Origin of the sequence: Corynebacterium sp. HMSC074C04 (assembly GCF_001838295.1) — a bacterium.
Classification (GTDB): domain Bacteria; phylum Actinomycetota; class Actinomycetes; order Mycobacteriales; family Mycobacteriaceae; genus Corynebacterium; species Corynebacterium amycolatum.
This window is the reverse complement of sequence record NZ_KV836270.1, coordinates 226,398-252,262: the sequence shown is the minus strand read 5'-3', so window position 1 is coordinate 252,262 and position 25,865 is coordinate 226,398. Positions and strand designations below refer to the sequence as shown.

19 protein-coding genes and 2 pseudogenes are annotated in these 25,865 nt (G+C 57.2%); 3 read left to right on the top strand and 18 right to left on the bottom strand.

Annotated elements, in window-relative coordinates; translation table 11 throughout:
- Positions 1–29 precede the first annotated feature (29 nt).
- The 6 genes and pseudogenes from HMPREF3011_RS02325 to HMPREF3011_RS02305 all read right to left on the bottom strand — a co-directional run bounded on the left by HMPREF3011_RS02325 (position 30) and on the right by HMPREF3011_RS02305 (position 8,449).
- Positions 30–1,274: a dicarboxylate/amino acid:cation symporter gene (locus HMPREF3011_RS02325; protein WP_038625930.1), complete on the bottom strand. Its 1,245-nt coding sequence runs from the start codon at positions 1,272–1,274 to the stop codon at positions 30–32.
- Between the two features lie 80 nt (positions 1,275–1,354).
- A complete protein-coding gene (brnQ, locus tag HMPREF3011_RS02320; protein WP_070841091.1) occupies positions 1,355–2,758 on the bottom strand; it encodes a branched-chain amino acid transport system II carrier protein in 1,404 nt (467 codons plus the stop codon).
- Positions 2,759–3,223: 465 nt separating this feature from the next.
- Complete coding sequence (ptsP, locus tag HMPREF3011_RS02315; RefSeq protein ID WP_038625926.1) at positions 3,224–4,915, bottom strand: phosphoenolpyruvate--protein phosphotransferase; 1,692 nt, start codon at positions 4,913–4,915, stop codon at positions 3,224–3,226.
- 88 nt (positions 4,916–5,003) lie between these two features.
- A complete protein-coding gene (locus HMPREF3011_RS11320; protein ID WP_224433282.1) occupies positions 5,004–5,270 on the bottom strand; it encodes an HPr family phosphocarrier protein in 267 nt (88 codons plus the stop codon).
- A gap of 177 nt (positions 5,271–5,447) precedes the next feature.
- A pseudogene (locus HMPREF3011_RS11315) lies at positions 5,448–6,263 on the bottom strand (PRD domain-containing protein); the annotation flags it as partial.
- Positions 6,264–6,328: 65 nt separating this feature from the next.
- The gene (locus tag HMPREF3011_RS02305; RefSeq protein WP_070841090.1) at positions 6,329–8,449 is read right to left on the bottom strand and encodes a glucose PTS transporter subunit IIA; all 2,121 of its coding nucleotides are present in this window, start codon (positions 8,447–8,449) and stop codon (positions 6,329–6,331) included.
- A gap of 262 nt (positions 8,450–8,711) precedes the next feature.
- Here HMPREF3011_RS02305 and HMPREF3011_RS02300 point away from each other — a divergent pair, with 262 nt between their 5' ends.
- Positions 8,712–9,629 carry a 2-dehydropantoate 2-reductase gene (locus tag HMPREF3011_RS02300; RefSeq protein ID WP_070841089.1) on the top strand — a complete coding sequence of 306 codons (918 nt, stop codon included), beginning with the start codon at positions 8,712–8,714 and terminating at the stop codon, positions 9,627–9,629.
- A 52-nt stretch (positions 9,630–9,681) separates the two neighbouring features.
- Positions 9,682–10,299: a DNA-3-methyladenine glycosylase I gene (locus HMPREF3011_RS02295; protein ID WP_038625920.1), complete on the top strand. Its 618-nt coding sequence runs from the start codon at positions 9,682–9,684 to the stop codon at positions 10,297–10,299.
- Between the two features lie 97 nt (positions 10,300–10,396).
- On the opposite strand, the gene HMPREF3011_RS02290 is transcribed toward HMPREF3011_RS02295, so the two are convergent.
- The 6 genes and pseudogenes from HMPREF3011_RS02290 to glnA (HMPREF3011_RS02260) all read right to left on the bottom strand — a co-directional run bounded on the left by HMPREF3011_RS02290 (position 10,397) and on the right by glnA (HMPREF3011_RS02260) (position 16,511).
- Positions 10,397–11,023, bottom strand: a complete 627-nt coding sequence (locus HMPREF3011_RS02290) for a hypothetical protein (protein WP_038625917.1) — start codon at positions 11,021–11,023, stop codon at positions 10,397–10,399.
- A 309-nt stretch (positions 11,024–11,332) separates the two neighbouring features.
- The gene (locus HMPREF3011_RS02285) at positions 11,333–11,623 is read right to left on the bottom strand and encodes a PspC domain-containing protein (protein ID WP_038625915.1); all 291 of its coding nucleotides are present in this window, start codon (positions 11,621–11,623) and stop codon (positions 11,333–11,335) included.
- Positions 11,624–11,674: 51 nt separating this feature from the next.
- Positions 11,675–11,869, bottom strand: a complete 195-nt coding sequence (locus HMPREF3011_RS02280; protein ID WP_038625912.1) for a PspC domain-containing protein — start codon at positions 11,867–11,869, stop codon at positions 11,675–11,677.
- A 171-nt stretch (positions 11,870–12,040) separates the two neighbouring features.
- The gene (glnA, locus tag HMPREF3011_RS02275) at positions 12,041–13,498 is read right to left on the bottom strand and encodes a type I glutamate--ammonia ligase (RefSeq protein ID WP_038625910.1); all 1,458 of its coding nucleotides are present in this window, start codon (positions 13,496–13,498) and stop codon (positions 12,041–12,043) included.
- Between the two features lie 161 nt (positions 13,499–13,659).
- Positions 13,660–14,553, bottom strand: a pseudogene (locus tag HMPREF3011_RS02270) (tyramine oxidase subunit B); the annotation flags it as partial.
- A gap of 521 nt (positions 14,554–15,074) precedes the next feature.
- On the bottom strand, positions 15,075–16,511 hold the full coding sequence (gene glnA / locus HMPREF3011_RS02260) for a type I glutamate--ammonia ligase (RefSeq protein WP_038625898.1): 1,437 nt from the start codon (positions 16,509–16,511) through the stop codon (positions 15,075–15,077).
- 404 nt (positions 16,512–16,915) lie between these two features.
- Here glnA (HMPREF3011_RS02260) and HMPREF3011_RS02255 point away from each other — a divergent pair, with 404 nt between their 5' ends.
- Positions 16,916–17,434 carry an RDD family protein gene (locus tag HMPREF3011_RS02255; protein ID WP_070628861.1) on the top strand — a complete coding sequence of 173 codons (519 nt, stop codon included), beginning with the start codon at positions 16,916–16,918 and terminating at the stop codon, positions 17,432–17,434.
- 17 nt (positions 17,435–17,451) lie between these two features.
- Here HMPREF3011_RS02255 and HMPREF3011_RS02250 read toward each other — a convergent pair whose 3' ends face one another.
- From HMPREF3011_RS02250 to sucB, 6 genes are all read right to left on the bottom strand, one after another.
- Positions 17,452–19,071, bottom strand: coding sequence for an aspartate:alanine exchanger family transporter (locus HMPREF3011_RS02250; protein ID WP_210401635.1), 1,620 nt, complete (start codon positions 19,069–19,071; stop codon positions 17,452–17,454).
- Positions 19,072–19,335: 264 nt separating this feature from the next.
- Positions 19,336–20,115 (bottom strand): DUF4191 domain-containing protein, encoded by a 780-nt coding sequence (locus tag HMPREF3011_RS02245; RefSeq protein WP_005511046.1) that lies wholly within the window; start codon positions 20,113–20,115, stop codon positions 19,336–19,338.
- A gap of 94 nt (positions 20,116–20,209) precedes the next feature.
- Positions 20,210–21,268 (bottom strand): lipoyl synthase, encoded by a 1,059-nt coding sequence (lipA, locus tag HMPREF3011_RS02240; RefSeq protein WP_038625894.1) that lies wholly within the window; start codon positions 21,266–21,268, stop codon positions 20,210–20,212.
- A 9-nt stretch (positions 21,269–21,277) separates the two neighbouring features.
- Positions 21,278–22,081, bottom strand: a complete 804-nt coding sequence (lipB, locus tag HMPREF3011_RS02235; protein WP_038625892.1) for a lipoyl(octanoyl) transferase LipB — start codon at positions 22,079–22,081, stop codon at positions 21,278–21,280.
- A 133-nt stretch (positions 22,082–22,214) separates the two neighbouring features.
- A complete protein-coding gene (locus HMPREF3011_RS02230; RefSeq protein WP_049181585.1) occupies positions 22,215–23,840 on the bottom strand; it encodes an inorganic phosphate transporter in 1,626 nt (541 codons plus the stop codon).
- Between the two features lie 565 nt (positions 23,841–24,405).
- The coding region (sucB, locus tag HMPREF3011_RS02225) for a 2-oxoglutarate dehydrogenase, E2 component, dihydrolipoamide succinyltransferase (RefSeq protein ID WP_070841087.1) at positions 24,406–25,865 on the bottom strand (1,460 nt) is incomplete at its 5' end.

Genomic DNA, 25,865 nt, shown 5'->3' with positions numbered 1-25,865 from the left:
TTTAATTTTTACATATGCACTGAAGCCAGTCAGGCCTCGGCTGCGGAAGATGCGGAATTGGCCACTTCCGCGTCGAAGCTGAGCTCTTCGGAACGGTCGACGACATCATCCTTGGCGAAGCGGTTAACGATCATGGCAATTGCGCCGTCACCAGTGACATTGCATGCGGTACCGAAGGAGTCGATGGCGATGTAGGCGGCAATCATCAAAGCGACCTGCTCCTGATCGAAGCCGAGCATGGACTGCAGCACACCGACCGCGGCCATAATTGCGCCACCCGGAACGCCCGGAGCCGCAATCATGGTGATACCCAAAGTGAGAATGAAGCCGATGGCCATACCCGGCGAAACCGGCTTGTCCGCCATGAACATCACCGCAAACGCGAACAGGATGATCTTCATCATCGAACCGGCCAGGTGAATGGTCGCGCACAGCGGCACGGTAAAGCCAGCGACCTTCTCCGAGACACCATTCTTCAGCGCGGCCTTGTAAGTCACCGGAATGGTAGCGGCCGAGGACGAGGTGCCGAGCGCGGTGGCGTAGGCCGGCAGCATGTTCTTCAGGGATTGCCACGGGCTGCGGCCAGCGATGGCACCCGCGATGGAGAACTGGATTGCCAACAGAAGCACGGTGCCGATGACTGCCAGAACGAGCACCTTGAAGAACATCGACAGCGTCGTGGTCAGGTTGCCGTTCATGCCCATAGACAGGAACATGCCGAAGATGTAAACCGGCAGCAGCGGGATGATAAACGCCGAGATGATCTTCATAATCACATCGCGCAGCTGTGTCGCACCGCGGTAGAGCGAGTCCGACTTCACGGTGGTCATCGCCACACCGACCGTGAAAGCCAGCAGCAGGGCGGTCATGACGTCAAACGGCGGTGGCATCTCTACATTGAAGAAGCTCTCCAGCGCGCCCTCATCAATATCCACCGATGCACCGGCCTGATCAGCGCCGAGCAGCCAAGGGTAGAGCCCCTGGGTAGCGGCGTAGGCCAATAGGCCCGAAAACACCGTCGAGCCGTAGGCAATAGCAGTGGTAATACCCAACCACTTTCCGGCACCACGGCCCAGGCTGGCAATCGCCGGCGTGATGAGGGCAAAAATCAGCACCGGGATAAAGAAGCCCAGAAAGTTACCAAAGAGGCCATTGAAAGTGACAAAAATTCGAGCCAGCCATTCCGGGAAGAAAAAGCTGCAGACAATGCCCAGAATAATCGCGACAATAACGCGGAATAGGAGCGTTTGCGTAAAACGCATTCGGGTACTCATAGTCAATCCTTGTTCGGATGGAATTTACTTCTCTAGCGTGCGGTATTTACGTTAAGCAACGCAAATGACCGGGTGTGGTTTTACGCCTTTTCGGCTACCTCTTCTGTAACGGCCTCGTCGGCAAGCACACTCGCCGGGCGATTTGCGCGCTGCTTTCGCGTGACGACGTCAATTGCGTAACCAATCACCACCGCTGCCAGAGTCGGCAGGAACCATCCGAACTCGATGGTCTGACCAGGCACGAGACTAAGGAAGTCCGCCAAAGCAGAACCACCGACACCCAAACCGGAGAGTACTGAGATACCCGACCAGATGGTGGCAACCCAGACGCCCAGGCGGTAGGTGTAATACAGCTTGAAGGAGTAGGAAATGACTGGGTCGAGAAGTGTCAGTGCAATCAGCGTGATTGCCGGCGGGGAAATAAAGGTGATAATCGGCGCGGCAATCGCCAGTACCTGAGACAGCCCCTGTGTTGCCATTACGAAGGACATAACCGTGAAGACAATCGCCCAGGCCTTGTAACTGATACCCGGAAGCAGCAGATTGAAGAACTCACTGGTTGCGGCAATCAGACCGACGGCCGTGGTCATGCATGCCAGCAGAACGATGAGACCGAAGACAATCTGACCGCCCTGACCCATGGCCTGTTTGGAAGCCTCTGCGAGGATGCCCGAGCCGTTATCGAAGGAGGCAGCATTCGGCAGCACCTGGCCGACATAGCCCAATCCCAAGTAGATGATGGCCAGCAAAATGCCGGCGAACAGGCCTGAGATCATTGTGCCGCGAACCATACGCTTGCCCTCTGGGACACCGCTGACGCGGAGGGCAGAAATGACAATGATGCCGAATGCAAGGCCGGCGATGGAGTCCATGGTGAGGTAGCCCTCGACTAGGCCGGAGGCAAATGGGGTAGAGGAGTACTTTTCAATTGGCGCAGCCGGAGCGGCATCGAATTTGAATGCCGACATTCCAACCAATACAACCAAGAGAATCAGCAGAGCCGGGGTGAGAATCTTGCCCAGTTTGGACACAATTTCATTCGGATTCCACGCCAATGCCAACGCGATACCGAAGAAAACAAAGTAGAAGGACGCAGCGGCGGCCAGCGAATCACTGCCGAAAATCGGCTGGACACCGGTTTCGTACGACACGGCACCGGTACGCGGCAGAGCGTAGAAAGCACCGATGGAAAGGTATGCGATTACCGGGAAGCCCAGGGAAAAGATGCGGCCCGCGCGGAACGCTAGGTCACGTAAATTGCTGCCTGAAATGGCGATCGCAATGATGGCCAGAACTGGCAACGCCACACCGGTGAGCAGGAAGCCGGTGATTGAGGGGCCAAAGTTGGTACCGGAATCCACTCCGAGCTTCGGCGGGAAGATGAGGTTGCCCGCGCCGAAGAACATCGAAAACAGCATGAGCGCTGTAACAACGATTATGGAAGCGAAAGACTTCGGGGACTCCACTCCGCTCGACTTGGTCATGAGAATTGTGTTCTTTCTAAATTAGTGTCGCCCATAAGGTCAAGGGCGATGCTGCATGCTGCTGTGGCGACGCCGTTGTTGCTGGTGCTGCGGTAGCGCAAACGCCCGTTACAGCAGCGCAATTGCAGTTCGTGTGCCCATGTAGATGACAGGCCACGATGCCGAAAACTGACACTTTAATGTGAAATTGTGAATTGTCACGGGCTGGGTGGAGCCTGTTGCGTGAATTAAGTTGTGGCTTGTATGAGCCGTCTTTATTTGAACTATTAAGGGGCTTCGACGGCGTTGGTGGTGCCGACGAAGGCACTCTATTTATCTTAATGGGGCGTTCGAGAGAGGGAAAATCAAGAAAACTCCCAGAAAGTTCGCTGCTCGTGATCGTTCGATGCGCCAATAAAGAAAGAGCCTGGCACACACTTTTACGCTGACCGTGTGTGCGCCAGGCTCAATAATAATTCCGTCGCTCTACAGCAGATCCTTCACCTTCGGATCCACCAGCGCGGTCACTGCGGCCTTCGCATCGGCCGCAGTCTCGGCATCGACAGCGTACGCTGCCATCTGCTGGCAGGTAGCGCGGTCGTGGAGGCGGAGAGCGGCGCGGACGGCCGGTACCTTCTTGGAAGCCATGGACAGCGAGCTCACGCCGAGACCCACCAGGACCAGTGCCAGCAGCGGGTCACCGCCGGCTTCACCGCAGACACTAATGGGCTTGCCGGTAGCATTGCCGCCCTTGCATGCGGACTTAATCATTTGCAGTACCGCTGGTTGCCACGGGGAAAGCAGATCCGCCAGAGCCCCCTGCATGCGGTCGGCCGCCATAGTGTACTGCGACAAGTCGTTAGTACCAATGGAGGCAAAGTCCACAATGGACAGCAGCTGCTTCGCGCGAATTGCTGCTGCGGGGACCTCAATCATGATGCCGACCTTCGGCAGGCCACGCTCACGCGCCCTGTCCGCAAACCACTTTGTTTCTTCGACCGTTGCTATCATCGGAGCCATAACCCGCAGGTCAGCCTTACGGCCGGTGGCATCAAACGCAGCGGCGAGTGCATCCAGCTGCGTATCCAGCAAATCTTCCCGAGCCTGCGACAGGCGCAGTCCGCGGCGACCCAGCGCCGGGTTTTCTTCCTCGCCTAGGTCGGCAAAGCTCAGCGGCTTATCCGCACCCGCATCCAGTGTGCGCACAACCACGCGTCGCTCACCGAATGCCTTCAGCACACGAGTGTAGGTTTCCGTTTGTTCTTCCAAACTCGGAGCCTTGTCGCGGTCGAGGAAAAGGAACTCAGTACGGAACAGGCCGGTGCCCTCATTATCCTGCGCTGCTGCAGACTCACCATCTTCCGCCGTACCAATGTTGGCCAGCAGATTCACAGGGTAACCATCAGCGGTTTTGCCTGCGCCCACAGACTGCGCCAGGGCGGCTTCCCGGCGACGAGCGCGCTCTTCCAACTCGGCGACCTCATCGGCGGTCGGATTCGCAATCACCTCACCGGCACCACCGTCAATGGCGACAAAGGTACCGGCCTCAAGTTCCATGACGCCCTTCGCCTTAACGACGGCCGGAATGCCCAGCTGAGCTGCGAGGATAGCCGTGTGGCTGGTCGGCCCGCCACCAGCGGTGGCGATGCCTACGACCAACTCGGGATCAAGCCCCACGGTTTCGGCGGGCGCGAGATCGTCGGCAAGCAGAATAGTGGGGGTGGAGACATCCGGGACGCCCGGCTTTGGCAGGCCACGCAGCTCGCAAATTGTGCGGTCGCGAACATCGTAGAGGTCGGTGACACGTTCAGCCATGTAGCCGCCGAGGCTTGAGAGGAGCTGCGCGTAGTCTTCAACGGCATCGTGAACTGCCTGGGTGACGCCGGAGCCCGCCTTGAGTTTCTTTACCACAGCCTTGGCGAGTGCCCTATCGGAAGCCAGTTGCGCAGTGGCCTCCAGAATCGGACGCGCCTGCGGGCTGGAATGCTCAGCCTGCTTCTTCAGCGACTCTGCGACGTTGGCCATCGCTGCGCGGACGCGCTCACCATCGGCGACAGGGTCGGTCGACGACGGCTCTTGGGTATCAACTCCCGGAGCGGGGAGTACCTTTACTACTTCAGCGCTGGCCGTACCGGTCGAGACACCGATGCCATAGATGACAGTGTGCTGCTCGTTCATTGCTTCCGATCTCCTTTTCGGGACCTCTGCGGGGAGACCCGTCGGTCGTGGTGTGCCGTGGTGTTATCCAGGAGTGTTGTAGCTGGGCTTACTCGGCATCCAGGTCGCGCTCGAGCATGGCAGCGAGCTCGTCCAGAGCTGCAGCTGCGGAGTCGTCCTCACAGCTCAGCGTGACTTCATCACCGTGCTTAGCGCCGAGGGTCATGACCTCCAGGATCGAAGCGGCATCGGCCTCTTCGTCATCGAGGGAAATGACAATGTCGTAGTCGTACTCAGCAGCAGCCTGAGTGAACAGGGAAGCCGGGCGAGCGTGCAGGCCTACGGAGGAACCGATGGTAGCGGTACGAGTAATCATGGTTGAATCCTTTCGGGTCGAGTGTGTGGAATTCTCTGACTCAGGCACAGGGCCTGTACACCCCACCGCGGGTGCGCCGCCCGCTGGTGCTTGCTTAGCATCAACGTCGCGCATGCTCCGGGAAACCCCGGAGGCGGTGGGAGATACAGCCGCTGCCTGCACAATGCGTGCAATGTGCAGGGTGAGGTAGGAAATTTCGTCTTCCGTTAGCCCCGACCCCAGACGCAGTTCAATGACTGCGGATATGCGCTGTGCGCAACGATATGCCTCTGGGGAAGAGTCACGGATGGCCTGGCCAATAGCGGAGGAGTGGTCTTTCAACTGCTCATGCTTGGCAATCCGGACGAACAGGTAGCGCAGGTGCGTGATGAAGCGTCCCACATTGACAGTCTCTGGCTCCAGCGTGATGTCAAAATCACTTTCAATGATTGTGAGCAGCTGCTGCAGCACGCCCGTCATGGTGTAGGTGAAGCTCAAATCGCCTGTAGAAAAACCAGCATTGACCAGGTGTAACGTAATTGCCACCGATTCTGAGCGGGGCAATGGCGCTATACGACGGTCATTGAGAGCGCGATTGATATGCGACAAAATGGCCTGCGCCTGCGCGTACTCTTCACTATAAAGTTGGCTGACTTCCGCGAGCAGCGGGTAATCAGCTCGCTGCCCGTTAGCTGCCCTCATGATGGCGAAACCAATGTGATCGGCCAACGCCACAAGAAGGGAAGCGTTCTTTGTCATTGATTCCGGCAGACCGGCCGCGGTTACCGCATCGGTCACAAGAGTGATGTGGGCCAACGGAATCTCTGTGAGCATCGTGGCAATATGGTCCGGATCGCGGCCTTCCGCTGGGACAAAGATTCGAACAACTTTGCTCGAATCAACCGACTGCCCCGGGCGGGCCTTGAAGCCAATGCCGCGGCCGGTGATGATTTTCTCGCCGGCCGCGTCCTTGGCCAGGACCACGTTGTTATTGAATACTCTTAAGATTTCCATGTCGGTAACCGTGAACTCCTCCATAAGTTGAGGGATTTCAGGCCGGTATGCCTTCTAGAAATCAATTATGGCTGAACTTCGATGACCGTGTCGCCGGCGTGGACGGAGATGCCGGCGACCGGGGAAACCTTGGTCAGCTTCTTGGTATTGGTGATGGTCATCAGTGTCGTGGTTGGGTAACCAGCTTCCTTGACCTTGTCGAAATCGACTTCGGCAAGAACATCGCCGGCCTGGACGTGCTGCTTCTTGGAAACCTGGACATCGAAGCCCTCACCGGCCATCTTGACCGTGTCAATACCGACGTGGACGAGTACCTCCACACCGTCATCGGTCTTAATGCCGAAGGCGTGACCGGTCTTGGCCACGGTCATCAACGTGCCCGATACGGGGGCGACCACGGTGGAACTGGTCGGCTTGATTCCGACACCGTCACCGAGAGCACCGGAGGCAAAGACCGCGTCGCCGGCATCGGCAAGGTTGACAACCTCACCGGCAACTGGGGCCTGTACTTGTACAGGCTTGGTAGCAACGGCCGTTGCGGCACCACCGACGCCAGCTGCTGCGGCAGCCGGTGCGACAGCCTCGGTGTTGGTACCAGGGTCACCGGAAGCCTCCGCCGGAGTGGAATCGGAGCCACTGGAGGCAGCGTGTGGGGTGTCGTCGCGGGGCTCGTCGTCAAGCTCTGCAGCGCGTGCGGCCTCGGCCTCTGCCTTCTGCTCTGGTGTGCGGTAGTCGGTGAGGATGATTGCGAACATGGCGACGAAGAATGCCACGGCGATGGAGATGGCGTAGACCCACATCGGCTTGAACACGACGGGGGTCAGCAGCGAGGTGAAGACGAACGCGTTGGTCTGGACGCCCTCGTACGGAGCGGAAAGAATGGCGATGGTCAGACCACCGGCGAAACAGCCGAGCAGCATGCGCGGGTAGATCCGCTTGAAGCGTAGGTGAATACCGTAGAGGGACGGCTCGGAGATACCACCGAAGAGACCAGCGGCGAGTGCACCGGTTGCCGTCTGGCGCATCTGAGTGTCGCGGTCGCGCATGGAAAGAACCAGCACACCGGCGGTTGCGCCGAAGCAGGCGAAGTTCCAGGTGCCCATTGGGCCTTGGATGAAGTCGTAGCCGAGCGTCTGGATATTGACCAGCATCAGCGCATTCAGCGGCCAGTGCAGGCCCAGCGGCACCAGGAACGGGTAGAGCATCGGGATCAGAATTGCGAACACGAACGGTGCGTGCGAGTTCATCCATGCCAGTCCTGCGCCGATACCGTTACCCAGCCAGATGCCCAATGGGCCAATGAGGAAGGCGGTCAGCGGAATCATGATCAGCATGGAGATAAACGGTACGAAGACCATCTGGACGTTTTCCGGGAAGACCTTCTTCAAGTTGTGGTAAACCACAGCCAGGATCGCGACCATAATCAGCGGTACGAAGACCTGTCCACCATAGTCGTTGAGCTGCATCGGCAGACCAAAAATGTTGGCGGTGAAAGCCTCAGTGCCCAGCGATTCGTTGACTTCCCGGACAGTGTCGGGGAAGCGCTCAGTATCGCTCAGGCTCATAAACTCCGGCGTCATCAGTGCAGCCATAATGGCTGCACCTAGCCATGGATCCACCCGTAGTTTCTTCGCCGCATTGTAGGCGACCATGATTGGCAGGAAGTAGAAGACACTGCGCCACATGGCATCAACAAAGATCCAAGTAGCGGACTTATCATCGGCGCGGAAATCAACGACTCCGAATGCGTCGAGTACAGCCGCAATCGCGATGATTAGCGAGGCTCCCAGAAGCACGCCCAGAATCGGGCGGAAGGAATCGGAGAGATACTCGAAGAAGTTGTCCAGCCACGCGTACTTGCCGCGTGCCTTTGAACGGGCCTCTGCCTTTACATCTGCGTCGGATTTAGTGGCGACCGCGCCGGCGCCCTTCATTTCCGGTAGGTGCTTAATTGCCGTGTACATCGATTCGACGCCACCGCCACAGATGACCTGGTAGCGATTGTCGCCCTGGTGAACGACGCCGAGTACGCCCGGCACGTTGTCAATCTTGTCCTCGTTGATCTTGGAGACATCACCGAGTTCAAAACGCAGACGCGTCGCACAGTGCGTCATGCTTGTGATGTTTCCGGGTCCACCGAGGTTTTCAACTATTGCCCTCGCGCTGGAATCTTTTGACGACCCCATCGTGACCTTCCTTCGCGGTAAACAGGGCCGTTAAACGCAAAAAAGACCCGAGACACCACAAACTGTGGGCCTCAGGTCTTGCCTCAAAAGAGTAACAACCCTGGGTTGATATCTATTGATTTCGACCCTACTCCGTTTTACATAGTTTTGGCAAGGTAGTAATTCAAGCCCAAATTTTACATTTGGAGACAGCCCGGATTTCCTGTGGACAACCGCATGCAACTTCCTTCGCGGTCAACACGGAAGTCGTAAGGTGGCAGCTATGAGGATTGGAGTTTTAGGTGTAGGAGCAGTGGGCGGCTGGTTTGGCGGTCGCCTCGTGCAAGCGGGCTATGATGTTGTCTTTCTCGCCCGCGGTAAGACCCTGACACGTATTCGTGAGGCGGGGCTCACGCTTATCGACGAGCACGGGGAACGCAGCACTATCCCCGTTAAGGCAGCCGACAACTGGGACGAACTCACTGCCGATGGCATCGGCGTCGATGTTGTGATTGCGGCAACCAAGGCGCTGCGGGGCAATGATCCTTTCCCACAAGTTCCGGCTGGAGCTGCGGTAGTGACCACCCATAACTCGGTGGAAATCCCTTATTTGGCAGCGGGGCGGTTCGGTGAGGACAAGGTGTTCCCGGGTGTTATCCGCGGTTTCTTTATTCACACTGGCCCTGCGGAAGTCACCTTCCGCCCAGGACCGATGAGCCTGAGCATCGGCACATTCGATGGCTCCACTAATGACCTGGTCGGGGAAGTTATCGAGGCATTGCACACGGCTGGGCTCGGTGGCGAACAGCTCCCGGATATCTGGGGCGATATCTGGGCAAAGGCGATGTTCGTGGCTAACCTCGGTGCACTAGGTGCCCTGGCTGATAGTCCGATTGGTTACTTGCGTTCGGAAATGCGCGACAGCTTGACGCGGATGTTTGAAGAAACTGAAGCAGTTGGTAGAGCCTGCGGTGTCGCGCTGCCAGAGGACATCGTGTCGCGGACCTTGGCCTTTACTGATGCTCAGGGGTACGACAACACCTCGTCGATGCAGCGTGACTACACCGCGGGGCTTGCCAATGAGCTCGATGCCCAGATTGGCGCAATCCGCAGGATGGGGCAGAAGGTGTCAGTGGAAACACCGACACTCGATCTGGTGTTTGGCGCTCTGGTTGGGCGTCAACAGAACCACGAGGATTAACAGCTGCGACGCGCAGTTAAATCAAACCGGAATTGGGGGATTGGAAAGACTGATGAAAATTGGATCGGACTACACGGAAAACAATGGGCTCATCATCGGTGAGGATGAATTGGCTCGACCGGCGTGGGCGGCTCACAGCGAGCTGCTGAGAGAATATTACGATACCGAGTGGGGGATGCCGGTGCGTGATGAGCAAGGACTATTCGAACGGCTCAGCCTGGAAGTATTTCAGGCAGGACTGTCGTGGGAGACAGTTCTGAAGAAGCGGCCCGCGTTTCAGCAAGCCTTTGCGAACTTTGACCCCGATGCGGTTGCTGATTTCGATGACGAAGATGTCGAAAGATTGATGAATGATGAACGGATCATTCGGAATCGCAGGAAGATAACCGCAGTAATCAATAACGCCGAGGCGACTATTGCTCTGCGTGAGCACGGCGGCTTAGCCGAGCTGATGTGGTCGTTTAAACCGGAGAAGTCTCCGGAGCCACGTTCAATCGAAGAGGTTCCCAGCTTCTCCGAGGAGTCCAAGGCGCTTGCCAAGGCATTGAAGAATGCCGGTTTTAAGTTCGTAGGCCCCACCACGGTCTTTGCATCAATGGCTGCCGTGGGGATTGTCGATATCAACATTGTTGGCGCACATCGGCGCGGTGCATCTGGCGTTTTTGACTAGGCGAGGGGGAAACTAGGTGAGTGGGGAATGTGACTAGCTAGGGAAAGAAAATGAGCGTGCCACCCGGCACGCTCAAAATCTTTCGGTTCGTGTAGAACTACTTGTTCTCGTAAGAGTCGGAGTAGTTCTGGCCGTCCTCAGAGGTCCACTTCATGGTGTCCTTAGTGAACGGCTGCTCCCAGCCGTTTTCAATCTCGGACTCCGGAGCGGTCGGCAGACCAATCTCGTTTTCCAGTGCACCGTTGGAGACCCAAGTCTCGCGAATCTTACCAATCAGTGGCTGTGCACCGTTGGTCTCCGGGGACTCAACGAAGGTGACATTCTCGTATTCAGCGGCAACTGCGTCGCCGGCCTTCTTAGCGGACTTGAACTCGCCAGCTTCAGTACCGTACGGGGAGGTGAAGGAAGAAGCTGCCTCGGTGATGGACTCAGGCAGGTCAGATTCTGCCACATCCTCGCCAGCAGCGTCGCCCAGACCCAGACCGTTCATAGCCTCGTTAGCCTTGTCCTTAGCGCCGTCAGCAGCGTCGCCGGCCTTGTCCTTAGCGCCGTCCATAGCGTCGCCAGCCTTATCAGTGGCGTCGGTTGCTACCTGGCCAGCCTGATCCTTGGCGTTGTTAGCAGCATCCTGTGCATCATCGGAAGAACATGCAGCCAGGCCGCCGAGAAGAGCGGCGGAGCCGACGATTGCGGTAGCGATACGGGTCATCTTCTTGTTCTGCATTTCAAACCACTTTCTTGAGAGCTAACTAAGTTACCTATTCAATTATTGGCATGTTCCACTATTTGCCCGATATTAAATTCAAAGAGAAAACGACAATTCTTTCGAATATCAGGCATTGGAAGATGGTGTGGCTTCAAAGCCCTACAGAAAGAACACTAGGTAATTCTGAGGCTTGTGCAAGTCAAACTGCGTGAATCTGTGTACTTTATGCACTATTTGTTACCGAATTTACGTGATTGCGAAATTGGAATAGTGCTGGTGAGGGCGTTGCGAGTAACGGAAAGGTATCAATCTTATTAAGCTTGATGTTTATTGCTTATTTTCTTTCCCCGTGGGGTTGGAGCCGCGGGCATCGTCGTCAAGCGTGTACTTGCCATCTGGCAGGACGAACCATGCCAAAAGGTAAAGAGCTAGGAATCCAGCGCCAATCTTCCAGCCAAGCATCGATCCAACGCAGGGGAGGATGATATAGACCATTCGCGTGAAAGTGATATCCCAACCTTGGCTTTCCGCAATTCCTGCGAGGACGCCACCGAGGAGGCGGTCATTACGCGAGCGGTAAATTTTCTTGGTGGATCTTTCGGGAGCGGCGTCGCTCATTAGATAAATACTCCGAGGTATGGATATTTAGGTATTTCCGGTTGATTGCGCTTATACGTAAGTTTCCTTCGGCATGATAATCCATGCTGCAATGTAGAGAAGAAACTGCGGGCCCGGCATCAGGAAAGACGCGACAAATATAACGCGCAGCAAAGTCGCATCCCAGTTGAAATACTCAGCGAACCCACCGAGCACACCGGCAACCATTTTGTTATTGGTGGAACGGGTCAGTGACTTGTTGTTCATACTTATCAAGGGTAGCCCTAATCCGTTTAGTTCGCAGTGGTGCTAGCTCTACTAAATGTTCACTAAATGTTCCGACTAAACAGCATGCCCCAGCTAAAAACACCGCTACCCCAAGACGGTTAGGTGGGGTAGCGGTGTGGGCGTCGTCAAGCGAGTTTTACTGGGCGAGTGCTAGCAATCGTAGTAGAGCTCGAACTCCTGCGTTGTCGGGCGCAGACGTGCCGGCATAATCTCGTGCTCGAACTTGTAGCGGATGTGCGCGTCGATGAGGTCCTTTGTGAAGACGTCACCGGCGAGCAGGAACTCGTGGTCCTCCTCCAGTGCGTTGAGGGCACCCTCCAGCGAATGCGGGACGGTGGGAACATCCTTGAGTGTCTCTGGCGGCAGCTCGTAGAGGTCCTTGTCAATCGGCTTGCCCGGCTCGATGCGGTTCTTGATGCCGTCGAGACCAGCCATCATTACGGCGGTGAAAGCCAAGTACGGGTTGCCCGACGGGTCCGGAGCGCGGAACTCGATGCGCTTGGCCTTCGGGTTTGCGCCGGTAATCGGGATGCGGATGGCAGCCGAGCGGTTCTCCTGGCTGTAGACCAAGTTGACGGGGGCCTCGAATCCCGGAACCAGACGGTGGTAGCTGTTCATCGTCGGGTTGGTGAAAGCCAGGACTGCGCCGGCGTGCTTCAGTATGCCGCCAATGTAGTAGCGCGCCATGTCCGACAGGCCACCGTAACCGTTTTCATCGTGGAACAGCGGCTTACCATCCTTCCACAGCGACTGGTGGATGTGCATACCAGAGCCGCCATCGCCAGCCAACGGCTTCGGCATGAAGGTAGCGGACTTCTGGTTGAACTTGGCGGTGTTCTTCACCACGTACTTGAAAGTCTGCATGTCATCGGCGGCGTGCAGCAGAGTATTGAAACGGTAGTTAATCTCCTGCTGGCCACCCGAGCCCATCTCGTGGTGAGAGCGCTCAACATGGAAGCCAACATCTTGCAGGTGCTCACCGATTTCGTCACGAAGATCCTGCATATGGTCATACGGAGCAGTAGGGAAGTAGCCACCCTTGGTGCGTACCTTGTGGCCGAGGTTGCGCGATCCGTCCGGGTTTACCTTCACACCGGAGTTCCACCAGCCCTCAACCGAGTCCACCTCGTGGAATGACTTGTTCGAAGTGGCGTCGTATCGGACGGAGTCGAAGATGTAGAACTCTGCCTCAGCGCCGAAATTACAGGTATCGGCGAAGCCCAGTTCGTTCAGGTAGTTCTCGGCCTTACGGGCAATATTGCGCGGGTCGCGGCTAAACGGCTCGCGGGTGTGCGGGTCGTGGACGAAGAACTTCATGTTCAGCGTCTTCGACTTGCGGAACGGGTCGATGAAAGCCGTGTCCAGGTCGGGCAGCAGCATCATGTCGGAGTTATCCACCGAGGTGTAACCCGCAATGGACGATCCGTCGAAGGCGAGGCCCTCATAGGCTGAGTCCTCATCAAACTCGGATACCGGAACGGTCAGGTGCTGTTCGATGCCGGGAACGTCGGTGAACTGGACGTCTACCCAGCGAATGTCATTGTCCCGGATGAATCGTTGGATCCCTTCCGGAGTTGTCTGGTCACTGCTGGGTCTGAACTTACCCATTGGTAAAACTCGCCTACTTCGCGTCTAGCTTGTTGAGCTTGTTGGTCGTCTTGTCGAACTTGCTGGTCACTATGAAATTGTGCGGCTTGTTTGTGCGTGGGGTGGAGCGTTGAGGTGGCGCTCGACCTCATGGTTAATCGAGCCCACACAGTCCGCGTCAGCTACTTCAGCAGTGGAACATCCCACAGGTTCAGCTTGGTGCCGATGCCCTTTGTCAGGGCGTTGTCGTAGACATCGGTGGCCCAGGCGACGTCCTCGACTGGCATGCCTCCGATGGAGTAGCAGAAGATTTCCTCGTCGTTCTGGCGTCCCGGAGCCTTACCGGAGGCGATATCGCCAATGTTGACAAGCTTCTCGGCGGGAAGAGTGCCCTCTTCCTTCATGTCCCACCAGCGGTTACCCGGAATACCGAGCAAGCGCTCATAGGTCACGTCTGGGCCGTTTTCGTTGAACCACTCTTCGTACAGGCCGGTGTAGTCAACGACGAGGTTGCAGTCGTCGGAACGCACGAAGTCGTCGTCGAGGCGTGCAGCGGCCGGCATGAGCAGCAGCGCGCCGGGCTTCAAGCACTCCTTCTTGAAGTACGGGAAACCGGACGGACCATCGGAGGAAGTCGAGGTGCCGGCGATAAGGATGTCGGAGTCGCGGATGGCCTCTTCTTCGGTCTCGACGATACGGACCTCTTCAAGCTGCGGGAACTCGTTCTTGATCCAATCGACAGCCTTCTGAGTCGAAGCCTGGGAGCGGCCCTTGACCTTAACCTTCTTGATGCTCGGACGCTGCGACATAGCAGAGCCGAGAATGGTGCGGCTCATAACACCCGGGCCAATGATGCCAACGACCTCGGCATCTTCGACGGCCAGGTGCTTGACTCCGACACCCGGGACAGCGCCAGTGCGGTATGCCGAAAGGAGGTTTGCCGACATGACAGCCTTTGGTGCACCCGTAACTGCATCGTTGAGAATGAACAGGTGGATCGAACGTGGCAGGTCCTTCTGGCGGTTATCGGCATTGGAGCCGTACTACTTCACGCCTGCGCCATTGAAGCGACCACCGAATCCACCCTTGGTAGCCGCCCCCGCATTCGTCCCTCGCGTTCTCCCTAGCGCCACCCTCGCACTTATGGCCAATTTTCTGGCACCTATCGATGATTTTCCTTCACTTGTCGACGATTTTTCGTCACTTCTCGACAACTGTCCGGCTCTTATGCGCAGGGGGTTCTCCCCACCCTGTCACTTGTCGATACGCTGTTCACATATGGCCACGCTATAGCGCATCGACAAGTGAATATTGCATCGATAAGACCGGGGAGGAGAGTGCGCGACTCTACTCGTGCAGGAGGTGCGGCCCTTTTGTGGTGGTATATGGTCCTGTTCAGGGAAGTGGCCCGGAATCGCGCACAAATTCGTGCTCACATATGCGCGCGTATGCGGGCCCAGGCACCCGCAGCCAGCATGGCCGCAACGAAAAACCGCCTGGCCACATTAACTGTGGTCAGGCGGCATCTAACAAGCTCATTGGGCGGCCATGAGGAGCAATGGGTGCTGCTCGCTGTGGTCGTCGTGAAGCGAAAACTCTAGCAGTCGTAGTACATTTCGTATTCCTGCGGAGTCGGGCGAAGGCGAACCGGCTCGATCTCGTTTTCGTACTTGTAGTCGATGTAGGTCTGGATGAGGTCCTCGGTGAAGACATCGCCCTCGAGCAGGAACTCGTGGTCGTTGCGCAGAGCCTCGAGCGCGGCCTCGAGAGAGGTTGGAGCCTGCGGGATGTCGGCGGCTTCCTCCGGCGGGAGCTCGTAAAGGTCCTTGTCGACCGGAGCGTGCGGCTCGATGCGGTTCTTCACGCCGTCCAGTCCGGCCATCATCATGGCGGCGAAACCAAGATACGGGTTGCCCGACGGATCCGGGGCGCGGAACTCGATGCGCTTTGCCTTCGGGTTGGAGCCGGTGATCGGAATGCGAACAGCGGCAGAGCGATTGCGCTGCGAGTAGACCAGGTTAATCGGAGCCTCGAAGCCCTTGACCAGGCGGTGGTAGGAGTTCAGGGTCGGGTTGGTGAAGGCCAGTACCGCACCTGCGTGGTGCAGGATGCCGCCGATGTACCAGCGAGCAATGTCCGACAGGCCTGCGTAACCGGCCTCATCGTGGAACAGCGGCTTGCCGTCCTTCCACAGCGACTGGTGAGCGTGCATGCCCGAGCCGTTGTCGCCAGCCAGCGGCTTCGGCATAAAGGTGACGGACTTGCCCTCTTCCCAGGCGGTGTTCTTGATGATGTACTTGAAGGTCTGCAGGTCGTCTGCAGCGTGCAACATCGTGTTGAACTTGTAGTTGATCTCCTGCTGGCCACCAGTGCCGACCTCGTGGTGGGCGCGCTCCAGGTCGAAGCCGGCATCAGCGAGCTTCAGGCACATCTTGTCGCGCAGGTCCTGGTAGTGGTCGTACGGAGCGGTAGGGAAGTAGCCGCCCTTCAGGCGAGTCTTGTAACCCAGGTTTGCAGAGCCGTCCAGGTTCTGGTCCTTGCCGCGGTTCCACCAGCCTTCGATGGAATCAACTTCGTAGAAGCCGCGGTTGGTGTCGGTCTCGAACTTGACGTTGTCGAAGATGTAAAACTCCGCCTCGGCGCCGAAGAAGCAGGTGTCGGCGATGCCGGTGGAGATGAGGTATTCCTCCGCCTTCTTGGCGACGTTACGCGGGTCGCGGGAGAACGGCTCGAGGGTAAACGGATCGTGGACGAAGAATTTGACGTTCAGGGTCTTCGCCTTGCGGAACGGGTCAATGCGCGCCGTGCTCAGGTCGGGCAGCAGAGCCATGTCGGACTCGTCGATGGAAGTGAAACCACGAATCGAGGAACCGTCGAATGCCAGGCCTTCGGCCATCGCGTCCTCGTCAAATGCGGATGCCGGGATGGTGAAGTGCTGCTCGATGCCGGGAACATCCGTGAAGCGGACGTCTACGAACTCGACGCCCTCTTCCTTGATATATGCGACTACTTCCTCGGGAGTTTTGAAGGACATGTGCGGTCTCCTTAGTTGGCCTTGTTTAGTACACAGCAGGGAATTCTTGCACGATGTTTCGTGCACCTGCCGCGCTGTCAAGGACTGGCCGGTTGACGCCTTTAAGCTTAACGAACCACGCATTCATTCTGGAATTAGAACCACGAATTTCTGACATGGCGCGTGAGGAATTCACCAATACGGAATGGGTTACGCAAATAGGGAGCGGGTTATCTGTTTGTGGAAACTCGGCAATACCCTGCGCATTCGCGTCACACATGCTTTACGACGAGCCTTTAGCTCCCATGCTGATAAGAAAATGGAAAAGGCGACGCAACATCGCCCCCGGATTACCCCCGCGTAGGCTGAGTGGCTGTCCCAGCCCGTGATTTGATAGCCGGATTACTGCATTAGACTATGAATCCATGGAAGAAAAGCACAGTTGGCTAGATGGCCCTCAGATTCCGGGAGAGTTCGATAATCCGGACAAACTCTCGGACTATCCCGGCCAGGCGTTGGGTCTTGCCCCCGATGGCCCAGGCTCGCAAGCGACGCTGATGCGTCGCGTCGGCGGCATTCTCATTGACTGGATCATTTCCCTGATGATTGCCGGCGCTTTTTCGATGTTCTTCGGCCCGAGCGAGGAGCAAATTGACCAGTTCGGAGATTCGTTTATCGCCTGGCAGTCATTCCTTGCGACCTATACGCCAGTTGTCTTCCTCATTATTGGCACGGTGTCGGTTTGGCTGTTCGCCCGCACTCCGGGGCAGTGGATGATGAAGATGGGCGTCGCTCGCGTGGACAAGCCCGGCGCGCGAGTCGGCTTTGTTCGTGCCTTCTTCCGCAGCTTGCTTACTCTTTTCTTACTGCCGCCAGCAATCACCGACTCGGATATGCGCGGCATGCACGACCGCGCCACTGGCACGGCAGTTATTTTGGGGTAGCGCTGTTTGGGTTAGCGCTATAGCACCAACACGACCAGGACTTGGGCGAGAATGATCTTCATGATCATGGCCATCGGATACACCGTTGTGTATCCCATTGCCGGCAACTCGTTCTTGGCCTGGTCGTTGACGTATGAGAGCACTGCCGGGTGAGTCTGCAAGCCCGAGAGGATACCCGCAGTTTGACCGAACGGAATCTTCAGCACGCGGTGACCGATAATGAGGGTCAACAGTGCGGAGCTAAAGGCGATGATGGCGGCAAGGCCCAGAACTGTCAGTGATGCCGGGTCAGACAACGCAGCCTGGAATCCCTTACCAGCAGTAGTGCCGATACCAGCCAGGAACAGTGCCAGACCCATGGTGCGGAACGCCAGGTTGGCCGAGTAGGGGATAGGCCAAACCAACGGGCCAGTGCGACCAACAGCACCCAGAATCAGCGCCACAACCAGTGGACCACCAGCGGATCCCAGGGCTAGCGAGCTGCCGCCCGGAAGCGGAATCTTGATGAGACCGACCAATACACCCAGCGTAAGCCCAAGGGTGAGAGGCAAGAGGTTGACGTCGGAAAGCTTCTTGTAAGAGTCGCCGAAGAACTTTGTTGCGTCCTTGATTTTCTCTGGTGGTGCAACCACGCGGACGCGGTCGCCAAGGTCGAGGCGCATGTTTGGTTCCGCGATGATGTCGTGGTCGCCGCGGCGAATACGCGTAATAATCATGCCATCCATACGAGTCTGAAGCTCCGCAATGGGTACGCCCACCACGTCAGATGCGGAGACGAAGATGCGACGGAAGTCCAGGCGACCGTCGTGTGTCGGATCACCTGGCATAAGCTCGCCAATGTACTCGGCGGCACGAGCAATTTCTTCCTCTGTACCGACGACGGAAATAATATCGCCGACGGAGACAGTGTCACCCGGAGATGGAATGTAGAGGTGGCCCTTATACTCGATGCGTGAAACCGTGATGTCCAAACCGAACTTCGACGGAAGGTCAGTGATGGACGGCAGGTCGTCCTTGAGGACCTTGATGTCCCGAGTATGCAGCGGAAGCGCGGCGACACCTGCGTCAATAGCTTCCTGGTCGTGATCGACGCGGAAGACCTTCGACATAATACCGATTGAGGCAATCACTGCCAGCACGCCGATTGGGTAGGCCAGGGAGTAACCAATCACCGGCATATCGTGGGCAGCGGCCAGCTCGCCCTTATCCGAAATGAGGCTAGGAAGAGCATCGACGATTGCTGCCATAGCCGGGGTGTTGGTCAGGGCGCCTGTGAAGGCACCTGCGCCCTCCACCGGGTCGATAGGCAAAAACTTGATTAGCAAGAAAGACTCGATAGTGACAACTGCGAGCACACCAATGCCGAATAAGTTGTGCTTGATACCGCGTGAGCGTAACGAGCTGAAGAATTCGGGGCCCGCCTCCAACCCGATGGTGTAGACGAATAATGCCAGGCCCACGATGTAAATCAGCGGGGAGATTTGAATTTCCGGCTCAATGGTCGCGAGGATAAGGCCGACGAAGAGGACGGCAGCCACGCCAAGCTTGAAGCCGAAGATCTTGATCTGGCCAATTGCCAGGCCAAGAAACAAAATCACTAGAAGCGCTAAGAGTTCATTTTCAGCCAAGAGTTGCACATATCCCATGGTGGCACAACTAGCAGTAATCTTCATTAAGCATTGTTTTCAGCAAGGATATAACCTTTGCTGACGGCGTGATAAGTGAGAGTAATCACTTCAACAAGACATCAATAACTGTGTTTGAAGTCGTGGTTTTGGACTTCGTTTTAAAGCTTTAGAGCAGAAAAAAGGGGCCCGAAAGCCCCTTTTTTCTGCTTCAACCTAGGTTGTCCCTCGTCGGGTTGCCCGAGCAACTGGCTCTGGTGAAACCTAGCTAAGCCTCTAGTGCTTCTTGCCGCGGTTTGCCGCACGGCGCGCACGACGGTTCATACCGGCCTGTGGGTTAGCTCCCTTCGGCATCGGCCCCTTGGGCATGTTCGCGCGCGCATCGCGAATGCGGTCCATCGACTGGATGCGCTCATTCAAAGCATTGGCCTGATCCTTATTCAGGTTGCGCGGCAGACGCATGAGTTCGCGCTGCAGCTTCTTTGGCGGGACCTGCCCCTCGTCGCTGCCAGCAATCATGTCGTAAATCGGAGCTTCGCCCGCAATGCGTGCCAGCGACTTCTTCTCACGAGCAATCATCTGCTTGACGCGGTTCGGGTCACCTTCACCGACCAGCACAACACCGGCGTTACCAATAACACGGTGAACAGCATCCATGTGCTGATTAGCGACAACACCGGTCTTGACGTGCCAGACATAGCCAACGCCCTGACGCATATTGTCCAGCGTCCACGCCGCAGCACCGGCCTGGCCTTCTGCCTCTGTGTAGAAGGAAGCCTCAAGACGCTTGGAGAAGATGTACATCGCGACCATAAAGCCGATCGAAATACCAATAATCGTCAGAACCCAGGGCCAGACTCCACCAATGAGCAGGCCAAGCAATAACAGAAGGATAATCGGACCGAAGAAGCCCAGTGCCATGTACGGCACGAGCTTGTTGTCCCGCGAGCGCTGCAGCTTAAACGCTTGCCACATCTGGCTACGGGTCTGCTTACGCTGAGCGCGCTTGGCGGCGCGGTTCGCCTTCTTCATTTCTTTCGCATCATTGGTCGCCATAATCACCAACTTTAGGGCATGCGATGTAGTTTTAGGCAATAGACCGCGCCGTAGCGCCGTTTCGCTTTACGACGGCGCTGAGGCCGTCAGGCCTCTAGGAAGCCGGAATAGCCGAAGTGACTGGCGTATCCTCCGATGCACCATAGCGGTCGAGTAGGGTTGAGGCCTCCTGCAGGGCGAGGTCGCTGCCGCCGTCGTCGGCAAGCGCGGAGAGATGCTCAGGCAGCTCCTGACCGCGGTGCGCCAGCGCGCGGGCGTAGAGCCGTCCAGCGCGGTAAGAGGAACGGACTAGCGGTCCTGACATGACGCCAGCGAAGCCCATCTCTTCGGCAGCCTTGGAGAGTTTGACGAACTCTTCCGGCTTGACCCAACGGTCAATTGGGTGGTGCAGCGGGGTGGGCCGGAGGTACTGCGTAATTGTCAGGATGTCGCAGCCGGCTCCGTGCAAATCTTCCATAGCGGAGATGATTTCGTCGTAGGTTTCGCCCATGCCCAGGATGAGGTTGGACTTGGTAACCAGCCCAGCTTCGCGAGCACGAGTGATGAGTTCCAAGGAGCGCTCGTAGCGGAATGCTGGACGGATGCGCTTGAAGATGCGCGGCACCGTCTCCAAGTTGTGGGCGAAAACCTCGGGCTTGGCATCGAAGACCTGCTGTGCAGCGGATTCGTCGCCACGGAAATCGTCGACCAGGAGCTCGACCCCCGTATTCGGGTTGAGCTCGTGAATCTGTCGGCATGTCTCTGCGTAGAGCCAGGATGCGCCGTCGGGCAGGTCGTCGCGGGCGACACCGGTGATGGTCGCGTAGCGAAGATCCATCTCGCGGACGGACTCGGCGACACGGCGCGGCTCGTCCTTGTCCAAGGGATCCGGCTTGGCAGAGTTAATCTGGCAGAAGTCGCAGCGGCGGGTGCACTTGTCGCCGCCGATAAGGAAGGTGGCCTCGCGGTCTTCCCAGCATTCGTGAATGTTTGGGCAGCCAGCCTCCTGACAAACTGTGTGCAGGGAGGCGCCCGAGACACGGCTCTTCATGTCTTTATAGCTGGGGCCCGGGCGAACCTGGTTGCGGATCCACCGTGGCTTGTTTTCGATAGGGGTCTCGGCATTTCGTGCCTCGACGCGCAGTAACTTACGTCCTTCTGGCTTAACAGTCACAGTTTCACCCTACTTGTTTGTTGATGAGTACTCGAATATGCCGGTAGTGGAGTTGTGCTTCACCCGGTGTGGCAGGCCCTTCGTGGGGTCGGGCGCGGAGCCAAAGGAATGGTCGGCAACGGTCAGACGGCCTTCCAAAGCATCTTGTAAATCCGCCAGAAGCGACTCTGTCATCTCTGACACGCTAACATCTCGGTCAAGCTCCCGGGATAGGGTGGTCACTCCAGCATCGGAGATGCCACACGGGATGATGTAGTTGTAGAACTCCATAGAGTTGTCGCAGTTCAGACTCAGTCCGTGCATGGTCACATCATGAGTCACGCGGATTCCCAGTGCCGCAATCTTTCGGTCGCTAATTCCGTTTGATGCGGGAATCCATACCCCCGAGCGGCCATCGATGCGGCCAGCAGCTGCGATGCCAGCCCGGCGAACGGTTTGAATGAGGGCTTCTTCCAGTCTGCGGACGTAGTCCACCACATCGACCGGCTGAGCGAGCTTGATGATGGGATACATCACAAGCTGGCCCGGGCCGTGCCAGGTGATGCGGCCCCCGCGGTCGACATCGACGACCGACAACCCATTGGTAGGGCGGTCCTCGGGCTGGGTGCGCTTTCCTGCTGTGTAAAGACTCGGGTGCTCGAGCACGAGAATCTGATCTGGAATCAGGTCTTTCGCACGCTTGGCAGCAAGGTCTGCCTGTAGGTGCCAGGTCTCTTCGTAGTCGACAAGACCCAGGTGCTGAATCTCGATGTCGGAGCTAGAGTCTCGAATGGATTTATCTGCGCGAGTAAAAGGTTTTCTTGGGGCAGTCATGGTGGCCTATAGGATACGCCGAATTTCTGTGGGCCTTAGTTTTCTTGTTACTTGGATAGCACCAGCCACAAAAATACCCCGGTGGTCACTAGAAAGTGACCGCCGGGGCGAAAGTGGCGTGCTCTTGTTGGGTTTAGCCGAAGACGACGCGCAGGATGGAAACGGTAATTGCCGAGATAGCTGCAGCAGCCGGCAGAGTGATAACCCAGGCCAGACCAATCGGCTTCATCAGGTTCCAGTTAGCGGCGCGGTTAACGATACCGACACCGAGAACAGCACCAATCAGAATGTGGGTGGAAGAAACCGGCAGACCCAACAGGGAAGCGATCATAACGACCACAGCAGCAGAGAGCTCTGCGGCGAAGCCCGACGCCGGGTGCATCTTAGTCAAGCCGGAACCGACAGTCTGAATAACGTAGCGACCGATGAACCACAGACCGGAAATCAAAGCGACACCCATTGTGGCCATGACTGCCAGCGGAACACCAGACTCAGAAGAAATTTCGTTGGTACGGAGAACATCCAGAATTGCCACGAACGGGCCAAGTGCGTTAGCGATGTCGTTCGAACCGTGGGAGAAAGCGAACGCAGAAGCGGTGAAGACCTGCATCCAGCTGAACAGCAGGAAGGTCGAGCGGTCGAGGTCCTGGCGCTTCAAAGTGCGGGCGAAGATGTAAACGGCGAGCCACACGGCGGTGGCAATCATGCCCATAATCAGGAAATTGTCCAGGCCGGACAGGCCCAGGTGCAGGTTCTTGAGCCCCTTGAACAGCATCATCGCGGAGATGACGACGGAGCCCAATGCGGCCAGGCCTGGAACCCAGGCTTCTAGCGCGCGGTGAGCGCGGACGTCATCAACCTTGGACTCGATGTCAACGAGCTTGCGGAAGTAGTCAGACTCCAGGTCATTCCGCTCCCAGTCGGCGTCGCGCATCGTCGTCGCGTCGCGAAGCATCGCGTTGGTGTAAGAGATCTGCTCGTGCTCAGGCAGCTTTTCGAACTCTTCACGGTGCTGAGCCTTAAGATCGGCCTTTTCCTGGTGGATGGCCTGCAGCTGCTGAGAAGCCTTGTCGTTATAGACGAGAATCGACTTCTTAATGCCGCCGAACAGGAGAAACGCGACCATACCACCAAGGAGCGGGGAGAGAACCCAGGAAATTGCAATCTGGCCGATCTGATCCCACTGGACCATGCTCCAGCCACCCTTGCCGGTGATGAAACCGACCGTCAGTGCGGCACCAACGATACCGCCGACGATGGAGTGGGTAGTGGAAACTGGCCAACCCATGCGGGTGGCAACGAGGAGCCACACTGCCGCGCCAAGAAGCGCGGACATCATGATGAAGGCGAACTCCATCGGGTCCAAACCGTGGATCGCATTCAGGTCCACAATGCCGGAACGGACGGTGTCAGTAACCTCGCCACCTGCGAGGACGGCGCCCGAAACCTCAAAGACTGAAGCGACAACTAGCGCCTGCTTCATGCTCAGGGTGCCGGCACCGACTGAAGTACCGAAGGAGTTAGCAACGTCGTTACCGCCGATATTGAATGCCATGAAGACGGCGAACGCGATGGTAATCAGAAGAATTGCCGTATTTGCCTGCGGGCCGACGAAGTCATAAGCCCAGAAGGCAAAAATTACGATGTTGATTGCGAGAAGCCCGCCGAAGAAGAGATGCCACCACTTATCTGAGGAGCTCGATTGCTCAGACGATGTGGTCCCGGTCGACGAACTAGTATTCGCTGGAGCCGAGGACATGCTCCACCTTTCTAAGTTACGTACAGAGAGCAAAAATAGGCACGCCAAAGAAGCCTGCTGTCTAATGATTTCTTAGATTGGTAAAGGCTAATTGCTAACTAGATGACGACTAGGTTAACAAATAATGAATTTAATTATCGCTATCTATGGCTCTCGTTGGCGTAGCTGGAAGCGATAGCCGAAACTGAGTGCGTGGGTGTGTGGCGTTTTCGCATTTCGGCAGTACAAGAAGTATGCACATTCGCTACTTGTGGCTTTGCTTTCGGCTAGACCCTCCCGTTGTTCGCTAATGGCTTAATGGCGCAATAACAGCGCGTAAATTCTTTGTGCCGATGGAGTTAGCTATGTGTGGCTACGCGAAATCTGAGTACTAGCCAAGAAGAGGGTGGCTGCGCATTTGAAGGAATCGCTGATTAGGTTCAACTGCGGAACGAATGCGGAAAAAGAAATACCCGCGTCAGTCGCAAAGTGCGACTAACGCGGGCAGGGAAGAGATGGAACCTCCTGCTAGCAAGCCAGCTAGATATTTCCGCGGCGCTACCACCCCAGGAGGGGAGTAGGCTGCTTAGAGCTGCAGATCCGATTCGAAGTTAGCAACCTCGAGGCGGTCAACAACGGTCGTCATGAAGCGACCTGCATCAGCGCCGTCGATGAGGCGGTGATCGTAGGTAATTGGCAGGAAGACCATGGCACGAATGCCAATGGCATCTGCCTCATTCTCGGTGACGACTACTGCGCGCTTCTTAATCGCGCCGGTGCCGACCATTGCAGCCTGTGGCGGAACCAGAATCGGGGTGTCGGTCAAGGCGCCCTCGGAGCCAATGTTGGTAATGGTGAAGGTGCCGCCGGACAGGTCCTTCGGGGTCAGCTTGTTATTGCGAGCGCGGTCTGCGATGTCCGCGATAGCAGCAGCCAGCTCCGGCAGGGACATATCCTGAGCGTCGTGGATGACCGGGGAGAGCAAACCACGTTCGGTATCGACAGCGATACCCAGGTTGACCTGCTCGTGGTAGGTAATCTCCTTGGTCTCTTCGTTCCAGGAAGCGTTGACGTTCGGGTGGCTGACCAGAGCCTCAACGATTGCCTTTGCAAAGAATGGCAGGAAGGTCAGCTTCGCGCCGTGCTTCTTCTCGAACTCAGCCTTCTTAGTAGCGCGCAGATCCCAGATGGCAGTCATATCTGCCTCGTGGACCTGGGTCAGCTGTGCGGAAGTCTGCAGAGACTCGAGGGTCTTGGCAGCGGTAATCTCGCGGATGCGGTTGACACGCTGGGTGGTGCCGCGCAGCTCAGCGAGCTCAGGGCGAACGCCCTTGGTGGACCAGTTGGAGCCGGACTCAGCAGCAGTCTCCTGGCCTCCCTCGGCAGCGCGCAGAACATCCTGCTTACGAATGCGGCCGCCAATCCCAGAGCCCTGGACCTTAGTCAGGTCAACGCCGTGCTTGTCAGCCAGCTTGCGAACAAGCGGGGTGACGTAAGGAACGTCCTTGTTGGCGGAAGGCTTGGATTCAGCCTTCGGAGCCTCAGCCTTTGGAGCCTCCTTCTTCGGCTCTTCCTTCTTTGGCTCCGGCTTGGACTCTGCCTTTGGCTCTTCCTTCTTCGGTGCGGCCTTCTTTGGCTGGCCACTGCCAACGCGAGCGATGACCTCGCCGACGTCAACGGTGTCGTCTTCGTCGTAGAGGACCTCGAGCAGGGTGCCTGCGACCGGGGACGGAATTTCGGTGTCGACCTTGTCGGTGGAAACTTCGAGCAACGGCTCGTCGACCTCGACGGTGTCGCCGACCTTCTTCAGCCAGGTGGTGATGGTGCCTTCGGTGACGGATTCGCCGAGCTCCGGCATCTCAACGTCGGTGGCGTCGCCAGCGTCAACGTCAGTGGAGTTCTCCTCAGTCTCCTCGTTGGCCTTTACTGGCTCCTCGTCCTTCTCGACTGCAGCAGATGTCTCTTCGGCCTCTTCCTCAGCCGATTCGTTGGCGGCCGGAGCAGCGTCTGCATCGCCAACGCGAGCGATGACCTCGCCGACGTCAA

Bases quoted from the DNA above. Each gene is read 5' to 3' on its own strand.
- HMPREF3011_RS02325 (WP_038625930.1), bottom strand. From the start codon at position 1,274: ATGAGTACCCGAATGCGTTTTACGCAAACGCTCCTATTCCGCGTTATT.
- brnQ (WP_070841091.1), bottom strand. From the start codon at position 2,758: ATGACCAAGTCGAGCGGAGTGGAGTCCCCGAAGTCTTTCGCTTCCATA.
- ptsP (WP_038625926.1), bottom strand. From the start codon at position 4,915: ATGAACGAGCAGCACACTGTCATCTATGGCATCGGTGTCTCGACCGGT.
- HMPREF3011_RS11320 (WP_224433282.1), bottom strand. From the start codon at position 5,270: ATGATTACTCGTACCGCTACCATCGGTTCCTCCGTAGGCCTGCACGCT.
- HMPREF3011_RS02305 (WP_070841090.1), bottom strand. From the start codon at position 8,449: ATGGGGTCGTCAAAAGATTCCAGCGCGAGGGCAATAGTTGAAAACCTC.
- HMPREF3011_RS02300 (WP_070841089.1), top strand. From the start codon at position 8,712: ATGAGGATTGGAGTTTTAGGTGTAGGAGCAGTGGGCGGCTGGTTTGGC.
- HMPREF3011_RS02295 (WP_038625920.1), top strand. From the start codon at position 9,682: ATGAAAATTGGATCGGACTACACGGAAAACAATGGGCTCATCATCGGT.
- HMPREF3011_RS02290 (WP_038625917.1), bottom strand. From the start codon at position 11,023: ATGCAGAACAAGAAGATGACCCGTATCGCTACCGCAATCGTCGGCTCC.
- HMPREF3011_RS02285 (WP_038625915.1), bottom strand. From the start codon at position 11,623: ATGAGCGACGCCGCTCCCGAAAGATCCACCAAGAAAATTTACCGCTCG.
- HMPREF3011_RS02280 (WP_038625912.1), bottom strand. From the start codon at position 11,869: ATGAACAACAAGTCACTGACCCGTTCCACCAATAACAAAATGGTTGCC.
- glnA (WP_038625910.1), bottom strand. From the start codon at position 13,498: ATGGGTAAGTTCAGACCCAGCAGTGACCAGACAACTCCGGAAGGGATC.
- glnA (WP_038625898.1), bottom strand. From the start codon at position 16,511: ATGTCCTTCAAAACTCCCGAGGAAGTAGTCGCATATATCAAGGAAGAG.
- HMPREF3011_RS02255 (WP_070628861.1), top strand. From the start codon at position 16,916: ATGGAAGAAAAGCACAGTTGGCTAGATGGCCCTCAGATTCCGGGAGAG.
- HMPREF3011_RS02245 (WP_005511046.1), bottom strand. From the start codon at position 20,115: ATGGCGACCAATGATGCGAAAGAAATGAAGAAGGCGAACCGCGCCGCC.
- lipB (WP_038625892.1), bottom strand. From the start codon at position 22,081: ATGACTGCCCCAAGAAAACCTTTTACTCGCGCAGATAAATCCATTCGA.
- HMPREF3011_RS02230 (WP_049181585.1), bottom strand. From the start codon at position 23,840: ATGTCCTCGGCTCCAGCGAATACTAGTTCGTCGACCGGGACCACATCG.